The sequence below is a fragment of the Pseudomonas sp. Sample_16 genome, from assembly GCF_004307665.1.
GTDB lineage: Bacteria > Pseudomonadota > Gammaproteobacteria > Pseudomonadales > Pseudomonadaceae > Aquipseudomonas.
The window spans coordinates 79,172-92,227 of record NZ_RCOB01000068.1 but is presented as its reverse complement, the minus strand read 5'-3'; the positions used below and the strand labels follow the sequence as shown (position 1 = coordinate 92,227).

At 59.0% G+C, this 13,056-nt stretch carries 10 protein-coding genes; 5 read left to right on the top strand and 5 right to left on the bottom strand.

Going from position 1 to position 13,056, the window contains the following annotated elements:
* Positions 1 to 84 precede the first annotated feature (84 nt).
* Entirely contained in the window at positions 85 to 609 is a 525-nt protein-coding gene (locus tag D8U69_RS10275; protein WP_056857018.1) for a DUF6586 family protein, read from the top strand.
* A 94-nt stretch (positions 610 to 703) separates the two neighbouring features.
* A complete protein-coding gene (locus D8U69_RS10270) occupies positions 704 to 937 on the top strand; it encodes a hypothetical protein (RefSeq protein ID WP_046041430.1) in 234 nt (77 codons plus the stop codon).
* A 91-nt stretch (positions 938 to 1,028) separates the two neighbouring features.
* On the opposite strand, the gene sulA is transcribed toward D8U69_RS10270, so the two are convergent.
* Both sulA and lexA read right to left on the bottom strand, forming a co-directional pair.
* Complete coding sequence (gene sulA / locus D8U69_RS10265; protein ID WP_130907246.1) at positions 1,029 to 1,505, bottom strand: SOS-induced cell division inhibitor SulA; 477 nt, start codon at positions 1,503 to 1,505, stop codon at positions 1,029 to 1,031.
* Positions 1,506 to 1,515: 10 nt separating this feature from the next.
* Positions 1,516 to 2,124 carry a transcriptional repressor LexA gene (lexA, locus tag D8U69_RS10260; RefSeq protein ID WP_056857020.1) on the bottom strand — a complete coding sequence of 203 codons (609 nt, stop codon included), beginning with the start codon at positions 2,122 to 2,124 and terminating at the stop codon, positions 1,516 to 1,518.
* 229 nt (positions 2,125 to 2,353) lie between these two features.
* Between lexA and D8U69_RS10255 the strand changes: the two genes are divergently transcribed.
* Together D8U69_RS10255 and nagZ are read left to right on the top strand one after the other, a co-directional pair.
* Positions 2,354 to 3,061 carry a TetR/AcrR family transcriptional regulator gene (locus tag D8U69_RS10255; RefSeq protein ID WP_056857021.1) on the top strand — a complete coding sequence of 236 codons (708 nt, stop codon included), beginning with the start codon at positions 2,354 to 2,356 and terminating at the stop codon, positions 3,059 to 3,061.
* A gap of 158 nt (positions 3,062 to 3,219) precedes the next feature.
* The gene (gene nagZ, locus D8U69_RS10250; RefSeq protein WP_130907245.1) at positions 3,220 to 4,230 is read left to right on the top strand and encodes a beta-N-acetylhexosaminidase; all 1,011 of its coding nucleotides are present in this window, start codon (positions 3,220 to 3,222) and stop codon (positions 4,228 to 4,230) included.
* Positions 4,231 to 4,371: 141 nt separating this feature from the next.
* Here the strand turns inward: nagZ and D8U69_RS10245 are convergent, their stop codons facing one another.
* The 3 genes from D8U69_RS10245 to mfd are packed head-to-tail and all read right to left on the bottom strand — an operon-like array spanning position 4,372 to position 11,103.
* On the bottom strand, positions 4,372 to 7,065 hold the full coding sequence (locus D8U69_RS10245) for a DEAD/DEAH box helicase (RefSeq protein ID WP_130907244.1): 2,694 nt from the start codon (positions 7,063 to 7,065) through the stop codon (positions 4,372 to 4,374).
* 11 nt (positions 7,066 to 7,076) lie between these two features.
* Complete coding sequence (locus tag D8U69_RS10240) at positions 7,077 to 7,643, bottom strand: CsiV family protein (protein WP_056857024.1); 567 nt, start codon at positions 7,641 to 7,643, stop codon at positions 7,077 to 7,079.
* A 10-nt stretch (positions 7,644 to 7,653) separates the two neighbouring features.
* Positions 7,654 to 11,103 carry a transcription-repair coupling factor gene (gene mfd / locus D8U69_RS10235; protein ID WP_130907243.1) on the bottom strand — a complete coding sequence of 1,150 codons (3,450 nt, stop codon included), beginning with the start codon at positions 11,101 to 11,103 and terminating at the stop codon, positions 7,654 to 7,656.
* Between the two features lie 363 nt (positions 11,104 to 11,466).
* Here mfd and D8U69_RS10230 point away from each other — a divergent pair, with 363 nt between their 5' ends.
* On the top strand, positions 11,467 to 12,930 hold the full coding sequence (locus D8U69_RS10230; RefSeq protein ID WP_056857026.1) for a glyceraldehyde-3-phosphate dehydrogenase: 1,464 nt from the start codon (positions 11,467 to 11,469) through the stop codon (positions 12,928 to 12,930).
* The last annotated feature ends 126 nt before the right edge of the window (positions 12,931 to 13,056 follow it).

Below are 13,056 nucleotides of genomic sequence, written 5' to 3'. Positions count from 1 at the left end.
GTTTTGTGCTTGCGGTCGGATCGAGTGATCCACGACACTGTCCGACCTGCATCAAGCAATTATTTCGTTGTGGAGGCTGCCGTCATGGCCCACGAACTCTATACCCGTACCAACCAGAAAATTTACTTCGCCGGCCTGTCGCTGGAAGCTCTCGCCAAGGCAGAAGAGGGACGAGCGATGAACTCCCTGGCGCTGATTCAGGCCGGACGCGAATCGGCGCTGTTTCACTTGTATGGGGCGCTGTTGGGGTTGTGCCATGAGATTGCCGGGTTCTATCGCTTGCCTCAAGCCAATGCTTCCCGGGCCGAGTCGTTGCTGACTCGCGAAGTGCTGGACAGCATTGCCATCCCGGAAATGGCCGAGATGGTTGAACTGGCCAACAACCCGGAAACCTGGTTGGCCAAGCTGCTGGCGGCCCACGCGGCGCTGTTTCAACCCCCGCGTGCACCGCACAAGCCTAAAGGCGACGTGACTCAGCCTTTGATCCTGGCGGTAAATCTCGATGAAGAGCAAGCGCCTCAAGAGCTGAGTCGTGAGGAGTTGGAGAGCTGGCGTCAGAATCTGAAGGGGTTGGCGATCCGCTTTCGTGAAGGCCTGAACGAGTGCTGACAGAAACAGTTTCGGGATGGCATCTGGTCAAGATCCCGAGCGAAGCATGGCCGATGCCTATATAATCCCCGCCTTTCGTGGAGAACAAACCTTTATGCCAACGTCCTTTCTAGAAATTGTTGAGTTACCAGACGGCCGTATCGAGCTGCGAAGGGCTGAGGACGAGGGTTCTCTGGTTACTTTGGATTTCTCCGAGGATGCCAAGGCGTTCCTGCAAGGCCAGCATGTAGAAGTTGCCAAGGCGATGTTGAGTGTTGGCGTGCAGATGGCTGGACGCCTGGTGGAAGGTGAATTCGACAAGGAAGAGGGTTCGCGGGTCCTTCATTGATCCCGTCTGTCGGTTTTTCACATTTCGATTCATATCGGCTTCTCTGTCCTTGGAGAAGCCCGGCGCGGCCCGAGTGGGCGCCACTTTCCAGTTAACCCAATCGAATATTCAAACTTTGCGCATCCCCGGTTCGAGCAGCGCTGATCAACTGATGTCGTGACGCTGTACTCAGTGGGTTCAACCAACTGACAACCGTATGACTGCGACCAAGGCGAAGGGCCTCGCAGGTCAGTTGCTGGGCGCTCTGTGTGCCACGTGGTTGCAACAGCAGAATGCGTTCGCGATTAAGTCCGGCATCCCGTAACCAGGCCTGGGTCAGGCTGGCAGGCGGAGCAATCAGTGTGAGCCAGCGGGCATCCTGTTCCTCGCTCAACTCCCTGAGAATCGGCGCCAGAAGGTTCAGGCAGTTCCCGGCAGCACCACGCAGAGACAATTCACTGAAGACTTCAGGGTCGGTGCTCCACGGCGACTCGACCACTTCTTTCAGTATTGGCTCCAGCGGCGGCGCCATGAACGCTTCGAACAGCAGAGGCAGTTGGGCTTGCTGTGGTGTGTGTGGGAACTGCATAAAGCCTCCTTTAGCGGCGAATGACGCCAACACTCAAGCCTTCGATCACCAGTTCCTGATCTTTAAGGTTCACTTCGATAGGCGCAAATTCCGGGTTTTCTGCAATCAGCCAGACCTTGCTGCCATCGCGCTTGAAGCGTTTGACGGTCACTTCGTCACCGATCCGCGCAACCACGATCTGGCCGTTGCGGGCTTCGCGAGTGGTATGCACCGCCAGCAAGTCACCGTCGAAAATGCCGACGTCTTTCATGCTCATGCCATGAACCCGCAGCAGATAATCAGCCCGGGGGTGGAAGAACGCCGGGTTGATGTTGCAGGATTCTTCGACGTGCTGTTGGGCAAGGATTGGCGCTCCGGCTGCAACCCGGCCAATGATTGGCAGGGTAGAATCGTCGGCCTTGGCTTCGAAACCGGGAATGCGAATGCCGCGGGAAGCACCGGGGGTCATCTCGATAGCGCCTTTGCGAGCCAGCGCCTTGAGGTGTTCTTCCGCCGCGTTGGGCGATTTGAAACCCAGCTCCTGAGCGATTTCCGCGCGGGTTGGCGGGTAGCCGTTGTCTTCAAGGCAGCGTTTGATGAAGGCCAGAATCTCGGCTTGGCGTGGCGTCAGCTTTAGCATATTGATCGCTCTGTCTTTTTATACAGTGACTGGGATTATATACAGTGAAACGGTCTTGGCAATGCCCCTTTTTTTACTGCCCGCCAGACGGTCGATAAGCCAATGGATTGAAGCTTTGCCGTTGTATGGTTAAATATCTGACTGACCGTTCCCAAAACGGACTGCCAGGCTTGACAAGGCACAGGCTGAAACGTATGTTTCAAACAAGTGTTTGTCAGGCGGAGTAGCCATGGCCCAGTCGGAAACCGTTGAACGCATCCTTGATGCTGCCGAGCAGTTGTTCGCGGAAAAAGGTTTCGCTGAAACCTCGTTGCGTCTGATCACCAGCAAGGCCGGTGTCAATCTGGCGGCGGTGAACTATCACTTCGGATCGAAGAAGGCGCTGATCCAAGCGGTTTTCTCACGATTCCTCGGGCCGTTCTGCATCAGTCTCGATAAAGAGCTTGAGCGTCGTCAGGCCAAGCCTGAAAACAAGCCGACGCTCGAAGAACTCCTGGAAATCCTCGTCGAGCAAGCGCTGGTGGTCCAGCCTCGCAGCGGTAACGATCTGTCCATCTTCATGCGTTTGCTGGGTCTGGCGTTCAGTCAGAGCCAGGGGCATTTGCGTCGCTACCTGGAAGACATGTACGGCAAGGTGTTCCGCCGTTACATGATGCTGGTCAATGAAGCTGCGCCGCGTATCCCACCGATCGAGCTGTTCTGGCGCGTGCACTTCATGCTGGGTGCGGCAGCCTTCAGCATGTCCGGGATCAAGGCCTTGCGCGCCATTGCCGAGACCGATTTTGGTGTGAACACCTCCATCGAGCAGGTCATGCGCCTGATGGTGCCGTTCCTCGCCGCCGGCATGCGTGCCGAATCAGGTGTCACCGACACCGCCATGGCTACCGCACAATTGCGTCCGCGCAGCAAATCGACACCGGTTGCCGCCAAGGTTTGACCGCTTACGGGTGGGCGCGGCTGCTTACATCCGCTAAGCTAGCCGCCCATGCCGACTCTCGTTCTGCTCCCGCTGCCAAATAATGTCGCCGATCAACCGGGCACTGCCTGCGGTGGCGATTTGGCGCGAGCCGGGTTTATCGTTATCAAGGAATCTCTATGACTGCTGGCCTGCAAGGCTCGTTGATGGTGGACGTCGCCGGTACCTGGCTGACGGCTGAAGATCGCCAACTGTTGCGTCAACCTGAAGTGGGTGGCCTGATCATTTTTGCCCGCAACATCGAGCATCCGCGCCAGGTGCGGGAACTGAGCGCAGCGATTCGTGCCGTTCGTCCTGACCTGCTTTTGGCGGTGGATCAGGAGGGCGGACGAGTTCAGCGACTGCGTCAGGGATTCGTTCGGTTGCCCGCCATGCGTGCGATCGCCGATAACCCGAATGCCGAATTCCTGGCCGAACAGTGCGGCTGGATCATGGCCACCGAAGTCCTTGCCGTTGGCCTGGACTTGAGCTTTGCACCGGTGCTTGACCTTGATTACCAGCGCAGTGCAGTAGTGGGTACACGCTCGTTCGAAGGTGATCCCGAGCGTGCAGCGCTGTTGGCTGGCGCGTTCATTCGCGGTATGAACAGCGCCGGCATGGCGGCCACCGGCAAGCATTTCCCTGGCCACGGTTGGGCTGAGGCGGACTCCCATGTCGCAATTCCGAACGATGAACGCAGTCTTGACGACATCCGTGCCAACGACCTGGTGCCGTTCGCCAGATTGAGCAAGCAATTGGCCGCTGTCATGCCCGCCCACGTGATTTACCCGCAAGTCGATTCCCAGCCTGCGGGCTTCTCCCGTCGCTGGTTGCAGGACATCCTGCGCGGTGAGTTGCAGTTCGATGGTGTGATTTTCAGCGACGACCTGTCCATGGCAGGCGCCCATGTGGTGGGCGATGCCGCGAGTCGCATTGAGGCGGCGCTGACGGCGGGTTGCGACATGGGCCTGGTGTGCAACGATCGTGCTGCGGCCGAGTTGGCCCTGAGTGCCGCGCAAAGGCTGAAGGTCAAGCCCTCCGCACGCATCGCTCGGATGCGCGGGCAATCGTTCGCGAGCACTGAATATCGTCAGGATCCACGCTGGCTGGCTGCCGTCGGAGCGCTCAAAGAAGCTCAATTGATTGGTTGACGACTGAATCGAATAGCCCCCCATCGCTAGCGGGCTCGCTCCCACATTTTGATTTTTGCTTGGCTTTGATATTGAAGCCGACATGAATCACTGTTGGCGCGAACCTTCTCGCGAAGAGGGGGAGTTGAGCTGCTGAAAATCTCAGCGCTTCTCCAGCTTATCCGGCAACGGCGCAAACAACGCTTCGATATCATCGCTCTGCAGTTTCCAGTCCCCAGCCTGACGCCCGTCCAGCACCCCCGCCGCAAGGTCGGATTTTTCCTTCTGCAGGTGCTGAATTTTCTCTTCGACCGTGCCGCGTGCAATCAGCTTGTAGACGAAAACCGGCTTTTCCTGGCCGATACGATAGGCGCGGTCAGTTGCCTGATTTTCCGTCGCCGGGTTCCACCACGGATCGTAATGAATCACGGTGTCCGCTTCCGTCAGGTTCAAGCCGACCCCACCTGCTTTCAAGCTGATCAGAAAAATCTGACGCTTGCCGTTTTGAAAATCTTTCACGGGTGTCCGTCGGTCGCGGGTCTGGCCCGTCAATAACGCATAGTCCACCCCGCGTTTTTTCAGTTCGTCTTCGATGAGCGACAACATTGAAGTGAACTGCGAGAACAGCAGAATCCTTCGGCCTTCCTCAAACAATTCTTCGAGCATTTCCATCAGGCTGTCGAGCTTGCCTGACGTGCTGCCGCGCGTCGGTAGGGTGGCGTCGTTGACCAGGCGCAAATCACAGCACACCTGGCGCAGCTTCAACAGCGCCTCAAGAATGATGATCTGGCTGCGAGCCACGCCTTTGCGGGTGATCTCGTCGCGGACTTTCTTGTCCATGGCCAGGCGCATGGTTTCGTACATGTCGCGCTGGGCTTCGTTGAGTTCGACCCAGTGGATGATTTCGGTTTTCGGCGGCAGCTCGGTAGCAACCTGTTCCTTGGTTCGGCGTAACAGAAAAGGTTTGATCCGACCGTTGAGGTGCTGAAGTCTTACTTCGCTGGTGCGCTTTTCTATCGGTACGCGGTAATCACGATTGAAACTTTTCACGTCGCCGAGCCAGCCTGGCAACAGGAAGTGAAACAGCGACCACAGCTCACCCAAGTGGTTTTCCAGCGGGGTGCCACTCAGGCACAAGCGCTGACGGGCGTTCAGTTCCCGGGCCGCTTGTGCAGCCTTGCTGTTCGGGTTCTTGATGTATTGCGCTTCGTCCAGCACCAGTACATGCAGCGGCTGTGCGGCTAGACGTTCAACATCCTTGGGCAGCAGGGCGTAGGTGGTCAGGATCAGGTCGTAATTCGCCAGATGCTCGAAATGCTTTTTGCGGCTGGCGCCATACAAAGCCAGGACCTTGAGCTGCGGCGTAAAGTGCGCCGCCTCGTCGAGCCAGTTGGGAATCAGGCTGGTTGGCATCACCACCATGCACGGGCGGTCGAGGCGGCCGGCAATTTTTTCGGTGAGCACATGCGCCAGGGTTTGCAGGGTTTTACCCAGGCCCATGTCGTCCGCGAGAATCCCGCCAACCTCCAGCTGCCGCAGCGATTGCATCCAGCTCAAGCCTTCAAGCTGATAGGGGCGCAACGTTGCGTTCAGGCCTTCGGGGACGGTGGCGGTGTAATCCTTGATGTCGCGCAGACGCTGGGCAAAGGTGCGGATCTGCTCGCCACCTTCCCAGAGCAGCGGCAGGTCCTCCAGCGGATTCAGGCGCGTGGCGTCGGCCTTGCTCAGGCGTAAGGTGGTTTCGCCCGGCTCTTGCAGATAGAACTCGCCGAGCGTTGCCAGCACCGGTTTCAAGCGACCGAAAGGCAGGGCGACTTGCAGGGGGCCGTACTCGGAATTCGGCCGGTTTGGAATGTTCACCAGGATCAGTTCGTCGTCACGACGCCGAGCCAGACGTTCCGGGTTGAGAAGCTCGGTGTGCGAGCGCATCAGGTTCAGCAGGATGGGCAGCAGGCTCAGTCGCTCGCCGTTGACGATGATGCCCAGTTCCAGGTCGAACCAGTCCCGTTCCGGTGTTTGCTCGACCGTGGCGTACCAGTCATCCACGGCCGTCAGGTCGAAGCCGAAGTCCTCGTTGATCTGCAGCTCCCAGCCCTGGGTTCGAAGCTTGGGCAGATCGTTGAGGGTGAAGGTCAGCCAGGCGCTGTCATTGACCATCTCGAACAGCTCGCCGGCACTTTCCGGCAGGGCCTTGCTCTGCCGGGTGGCGATTTTGAAGCCGAGGATCCGTAGCTGTTCGCGGTAGGACTGTTCCACTTCCGGCTGACGTTTTATCCGTAGCGTCTGTGTTTCCTGGCGAATCAGGATGTCAGTGTTTTTCTGCCCGCTAACGTATTCGTCCAGATAGCTGAAAGACAGCGCAGCGCGATGCTGGATGTAGCGCTGCATCCGTCCATTGCGCGGCTCGAAGGCACTGAACTCTATGCTCGCCAGCCACAGGCGCGGCACTGGCTGCACGTTGTCCACCATGACTTGCGGCGGGGCCTTGGGGCTACGGTTTTCCAGCACGGCTTGAAGTTTTTCCAGGAGTTCGGCGTCTTTGGCGGCAGCGGGGTAGGCGAGGGTCTCCTGTACTTGCAGCAGTACCGCAGCGCAGTGTTTGCAGTTGCTGTGAACCGGGCAGGAGCAGATGGCATCGACCATCAGCAGGGTGCCTTTGGCCGACTCACGCAGGCGAATGGTCTGACGGTAAACGTTACCGCCAGAGCCTTCGCAAGCCGCGATGATGGTGGCGTCGCCGGCTTCGACGATCCTGACGCGATTTTCCAGTGCGTAGCGGCGGCCACGCTCCAGGCTCTGTTCCTTGAATCGGCTGACCCAGGAAGGTGCCAGGGGTTTGCTCAGGGTCGCGGACATGGGGACTTCAATCAGTCAGGGACGACTTCAGGGGCTTCCCGCGGGGCGGGCGCCGTCAATGAAGTGATCTTGATCAGCAGGCCGAGGTGGCCGGCGTCGAGGAAGTTCAGTTGGCCGTTTTTGGTATGACTTTCCTGTTTCAGGCGTTCGCTGGCGGTCACCAGGCCATCGGCGTTGAACTGATTGACCCAGAAGTCGGCGTCAACATCGGTGAAACGCCCCAGTTTTAGATCGAGGGTGCCTTCGATAGGGAACTGACCGAACTGCTCCTTGCCATCGCTGATCGCCACCTTGACCGGTGTTTCTCCCAGCGTCTGCTGCCATGCTTTATGCATCAGGACGCTGTAGTCGTTACTGGCGGTGAGCTTTTCCACTTCTGGATTGAGGCTCGGCGTGCGAAAGCTGTCAGGGTCGATGCGCTTGGCGCCGGCATCCCAGTCTTCCGGTGCGGCACGGCTGACAATCGCCGGCACGGCGTTTTGACGGACCAGAATCATTTCGACCTGATACAGGTCATCGGCAAACGCCGTAGGTGCGACCAAAGTCATCAGCAGGGTCAGTGAGCGAAACAGGCGCATGCGGCGTCCTTCAAGCAGTTTTCGGAATGAGGCGCTCGAACAGCGCCTCTACAGTATTAAAGCGCTCTTCCGGGCGCTCCATCGGAACCTGGAACTTGAACATCGTGGCTCCTTCGAACTTGTAGCGTTTTGGCTGGCTCTGGATCAGTTTGATCAGGGTCAGCGGGTCCACCGGCGTTTGTGCCGCGAATTCAATGCGCCCCCCTTGTGGGCCGCCATCGACTTTCTTGATGCCCAACAACTCGGCTTGCAATTTCAGGGCGGTGATGCGCATCAGGTTCTTGGTGGGTTCCGGCAGCAAACCGAAACGATCGATCATTTCCACCTGCAAATCCTTGAGACCTTCCTCGTCGGTGGCCGAGGCAATGCGCTTGTAGAGAATCAGGCGGGCGTGAACGTCCGGCAGATAGTCTTCGGGAATCAACGCCGGTACGCGCAAGTTGACTTCCGGGCCACCACCCAAAGGTTGATCGAGGTTCGGCTGCTCGCCCTTGCGGATCGACTTCACCGCGCGTTCGAGCATTTCCATGTACAGCGTGAAACCGACTGCCTGGATCTGCCCGCTTTGTCCGTCGCCGAGCAGTTCGCCGGCGCCACGGATCTCCAGGTCGTTGGTGGCGAGCACGAAGCCCGCGCCGAGGTCTTGGGTGTTGGCGATCGCTTCCAGGCGCTTTTCCGCGTCCGCGGTGATTTGCTGGCGCGGCGGCGTCAGCAGGTAGGCGTACGCCTGGTGGTGACTGCGACCGACCCGGCCGCGCAACTGGTGCAGCTGGGCCAGGCCGAACTTGTCGGCACGCTCGATGATGATGGTGTTGGCGCTCGGCACGTCGATGCCGGTCTCGATGATGGTCGAGGCGATCAGCACGTTGAAGCGCTTGTGGTAGAAGTCGCTCATCACCTGTTCGAGTTCGCGTTCGCGCATCTGCCCGTGACCGATGCCGATCCTTGCTTCCGGCACCAGCTCAGCCAGTTCGGCGGCGCATTTTTCAATGGTTTTCACGTCGTTGTGCAGGTAATAGACCTGGCCGCCACGCAGCAGCTCACGCAGCAGGGCTTCTTTGACCGTGCTCTTGTTCTGCTCCATGACAAACGTTCGCACCGACAGGCGTCGGGCCGGTGGCGTGGCAATGATCGACAGGTCGCGCATGCCCGATACCGCCATGTTCAGCGTGCGCGGAATCGGCGTGGCGGTCAGCGTGAGAATGTCGACTTCGCTGCGCAGGGCCTTGAGCTGTTCTTTCTGGCGCACACCGAATCGGTGTTCCTCGTCGATGATCACCAGCCCCAGGTTTTTGATTTTTACATCGTCGGACAGCAGCTTGTGTGTGCCGATGACGATGTCGATCTTGCCTTCGGCGAGATCCGCCACTGCCGCGTTCACTTCCTTGGCCGACTTGAAGCGGCTCATGACTTCCACGGTCACCGGCCAGTCGGCGAAGCGGTCGCGGAAGCTGTTGTAATGCTGTTGGGCGAGCAGGGTGGTCGGCACCAGAATCGCTACCTGGCGACCGCCATGCACGGCGATGAACGCGGCGCGCATCGCCACTTCGGTCTTGCCGAAACCCACGTCACCGCAGACCAGTCGGTCCATCGGTTTTGGTGCGAGCATGTCTTCGCGCACGGCTTCGATGGTGGTTTGCTGGTCGGGGGTTTCTTCGAAAGGGAAACCGGCGCTGAAGGTGGCGTAATCGGCTTTCGGGTCAGCAAAGGCGTAGCCTTCGCGGGCGGCACGACGGGCATAGATGTCGAGCAGCTCGGCTGCGACATCGCGTACTTGCTCGGCAGCCTTGCGCTTGGCTTTCTGCCAGGTCTCGGAGCCGAGGCGATGCAGCGGGGCGAGGGCGTCGTCGCTGCCGGTGTAGCGGGCGATCAAGTGCAGGTTGGCCACCGGCACGTAGAGCTTGGCGCCCTCGGCGTACTCCAGAGCGAGGAATTCGGCGGCCTGGCTGTCGATTTCCAGTGTCGCGAGCCCGAGATAGCGCCCGACGCCGTGGTCGATATGCACTACAGGGGCGCCTTCACGCAGCTCGGTGAGGTTCTTGATGACGGCGTCGTTGTTGGCGTCGGCGCGCTTTTCGCGGCGCCGACGCTGCATTACTCGCTGACCGAACAGCGGGCTTTCGGCCACCAGCGCCAAGGCTGGATCGTCCAGCAACAAACCTTCATCCAGCGGTGCGATGGTGATTGCCAGGCGTTCTTTACCGGCGACGAAGTCCGGCCAGCTATCGACGGTTTTTGGTCGCAGCTTCAAACGCTCAAGCAGTTCCAGCAGCACTTCGCGACGGCCGGCGGATTCCGCGGTAAACAGCACACGGCCCGGGAACTGATCGAGGAAGCCCGCCAGTGCCGCCAGCGGTTGGGTTGCCTTGGCTTCGATCGCCAGGTTCGGCAACTCCCGGGCGGGGAAGCGTTCGCGGCCAGCGCCGCTTTCTACATCCTGTTGACTGGCCACTACGCGCGGCCAGTTTTTCAGGCGTGCGAAGCAATCTTCAACCGGCAGGAACAGTTCAGCGGGCGGTAATAAAGGACGGGACGGGTCGACGCGGCGTTCTTCATAGCGATTGCGTACGTCGTTCCAGAAGTTCTCCGCGGCTTGTTCGATGCCGGGCAGCGAGAACACTTGCGTGTCCTGGGGCAGGTAATCGAACAGGGTCGAGGTTTCTTCAAAAAACAGTGGCAGGTAATACTCGATACCGGCGGGAGTGATACCGCTGCTCAGGTCCTGGAAGATCGGGCAGCGCCGGAAATCGACATCGAAGCGTTCGCGAAAGCGCGCCTTGAAGCGAGTGACCGCTTCTTTTTGCAGCGGGAATTCCTTGGCCGGCAGCAGCTTGACCGAATCGACCTTGTCGATGGAGCGTTGGTTCTCCGGGTCAAAGGTGCGCAGGGTTTCGATTTCATCGTCGAACAGGTCGATGCGGTACGGCAGTTTGCTGCCCATCGGGAATAAATCGATCAGCGAACCGCGCACGGTGAATTCGCCGTGTTCGTACACCGTATCGACATAGCGATAACCGCTGGCTTCAAGTCGGGTGCGCATTTGCTCGACGTCGAGCTTTTGCCCGACATCCAGCACCAGGCTGCTGCCCAGCAGGAAGGTGGTCGGCGCCAGGCGATGCAGGGCCGTGGTGATCGGCACCACCAGCACGCCATGGCTCAGTTCCGGAAGCCGGTACAGGCTGGCGATGCGCTGGGAAATGATGTCCTGGTGCGGCGAGAACAGATCGTAGGGCAACGTTTCCCAATCGGGGAAATGCAGCACAGGTAAATCCGGGGCGAAGAACCCCAGCTCCTGTTCCAGTCGTTCGGCACTTTGGCTGTCGGCTGTAAGCAGCAGGGTGAAGCGCTTGGCAGCGCTGGCGGCCTCGGCAATGGCCAGGCTCAGGGCGGCACCGGGCAGGTTGCCCCAGTGCTGTTTACCTGCCGCGGCAGGGAGAAGCGGTAGACGCAGAACGGGCACGGAAGGTTGAGCTCCAAGCGTTGCGACAAAGTCGGTAATTGTAGCGGCCCGGAGTGCCGCCTGTCAGTTGCAGACTGTGTCTATTACGCAGGTTTGGTGAAATGTAGTGGTAAAGACAAAATACCGTGGTTTTTTAACGGAAAAATCCAATTATGTAGTGGTAAAACGTCAGGGTGTTACGGAGGGTTACGGACAAGGTAACGATATCTCCAAAAAATTGACTCTTCTGAAAGCCCCGGTTTTACTGGGCTTTAGCGCTGCGCAATTTTTTTGAACAGGAAAATGTTACGGGTCGCACGACAGGCGCGCATTGCTACACGCGTCACTCGGCGGCATAATGTAGCCCCTTTTTTCTGCCCCTACATGTGGAAGGTTCCCGTGACTCAGAAGCCCGACCAGTGTCTTGGTGAATGGATCGACCGTGAAGCACTCGCAGAAGCGATGATTCCGCTTATCGGTCAGCTCTACCGCAATAACAACGTGGTGAGCTCGATCTATGGCCGCAGCCTGATCAATCGTTCAGTCATTGCGATTCTCAAAGCTCACCGCTTTGCTCGTCACCGTCAGTCCGACGATTCCGAGCTGTCCGTCCACGAAACATTCCCGCTGATCAAAGCGATGAGCGAGCTCAAGCTCGGCGCCGCTTCGGTTGACCTGGGCAAGCTGGCGGCCAAATTCAAGGCCGAAGGCAAAGACCGTACTGCCGAGCAGTTCGTTCGTGAAGAACTGGCTGACGTGGTTGGCCAGCAGAACGCTTCCGCCCGCAAAGGCACTGACGTTGTCCTGTACGGCTTCGGTCGTATCGGCCGTCTGCTGGCGCGCATCCTGATCGAGAAAACCGGTGGTGGCGACGGCCTGCGCCTGCGCGCCATCGTTGTCCGCAAGGGCGCCGAGAACGATCTGGTCAAGCGTGCCAGCCTGCTGCGTCGTGACTCGGTTCATGGCCCGTTCGATGGCACCATCACCATTGATGAAGCCAACAACACCATCACCGCCAACGGCAACCTGATCCAGGTTATCTACGCCAAGAGCCCGGCCGAAGTCGATTACACCCAGTACGGCATCGAAAACGCGCTGATCGTCGACAACACCGGTGTATGGCGTGACGCCGATGGCCTGGGCCAGCACCTGGCCTGCCCGGGCGCTGCCCGCGTGATCCTCACCGCACCTGGCAAGGGCGCGCTGAAGAACATCGTGCACGGCATCAACCATGGCGACATCACCCCTGATGACAAGATCATCTCGGCGGCTTCCTGCACCACCAACGCCATCGTGCCGGTGCTCAAGGCAGTCAACGACAAGTTTGGCATCGTCAATGGCCACGTCGAAACCGTTCACTCGTTCACCAACGACCAGAACCTGATCGACAACTTCCACAAGGGCAGCCGTCGTGGCCGCGCCGCGCCGCTGAACATGGTTATCACCGAGACCGGTGCTGCCACAGCGGCTGCCAAGGCATTGCCTGTGTTGAAGGGCAAGCTGACCGGTAACGCGATTCGCGTTCCTACGCCAAACGTGTCGATGGCGATCCTGAACCTGAATCTGGAAAAAGCCACCACGCGCGAAGAGATCAACGAATACCTGCGCCAGATGGCCATGCATTCGGATCTGCACAAGCAGATCGACTACGTCAGCTCTCAGGAAGTGGTTTCCACCGACTTCGTTGGCTCTCGCCACGCAGGCGTTGTGGACGCTGAAGCGACCATCACCCAAGACAACCGCGTTGTACTGTACGTTTGGTACGACAACGAATTCGGTTACAGCTGCCAGGTGGTTCGCGTGATGGAAGACATGGCCGGTGTAAACCCGCCAGCATTCCCGCGCTAAGCTTTAGCTGCAGATGAAAACGCCCCGGCTTTGGTCGGGGCGTTTTTGTTTGTGCAGTGTCTGGAAGGGCAGGCAGGGCAGCCCTTGCAGGGACATGCATAATGATGGGCTCTGGCGCGGTGTCAG

Coding starts and splice junctions, on each gene's coding strand:
- D8U69_RS10275 (WP_056857018.1), top strand. CDS start 85: ATGGCCCACGAACTCTATACCCGTACCAACCAGAAAATTTACTTCGCC.
- D8U69_RS10270 (WP_046041430.1), top strand. CDS start 704: ATGCCAACGTCCTTTCTAGAAATTGTTGAGTTACCAGACGGCCGTATC.
- sulA (WP_130907246.1), bottom strand. CDS start 1,505: ATGCAGTTCCCACACACACCACAGCAAGCCCAACTGCCTCTGCTGTTC.
- lexA (WP_056857020.1), bottom strand. CDS start 2,124: ATGCTAAAGCTGACGCCACGCCAAGCCGAGATTCTGGCCTTCATCAAA.
- D8U69_RS10255 (WP_056857021.1), top strand. CDS start 2,354: ATGGCCCAGTCGGAAACCGTTGAACGCATCCTTGATGCTGCCGAGCAG.
- nagZ (WP_130907245.1), top strand. CDS start 3,220: ATGACTGCTGGCCTGCAAGGCTCGTTGATGGTGGACGTCGCCGGTACC.
- D8U69_RS10245 (WP_130907244.1), bottom strand. CDS start 7,065: ATGTCCGCGACCCTGAGCAAACCCCTGGCACCTTCCTGGGTCAGCCGA.
- D8U69_RS10240 (WP_056857024.1), bottom strand. CDS start 7,643: ATGCGCCTGTTTCGCTCACTGACCCTGCTGATGACTTTGGTCGCACCT.
- D8U69_RS10230 (WP_056857026.1), top strand. CDS start 11,467: ATGTGGAAGGTTCCCGTGACTCAGAAGCCCGACCAGTGTCTTGGTGAA.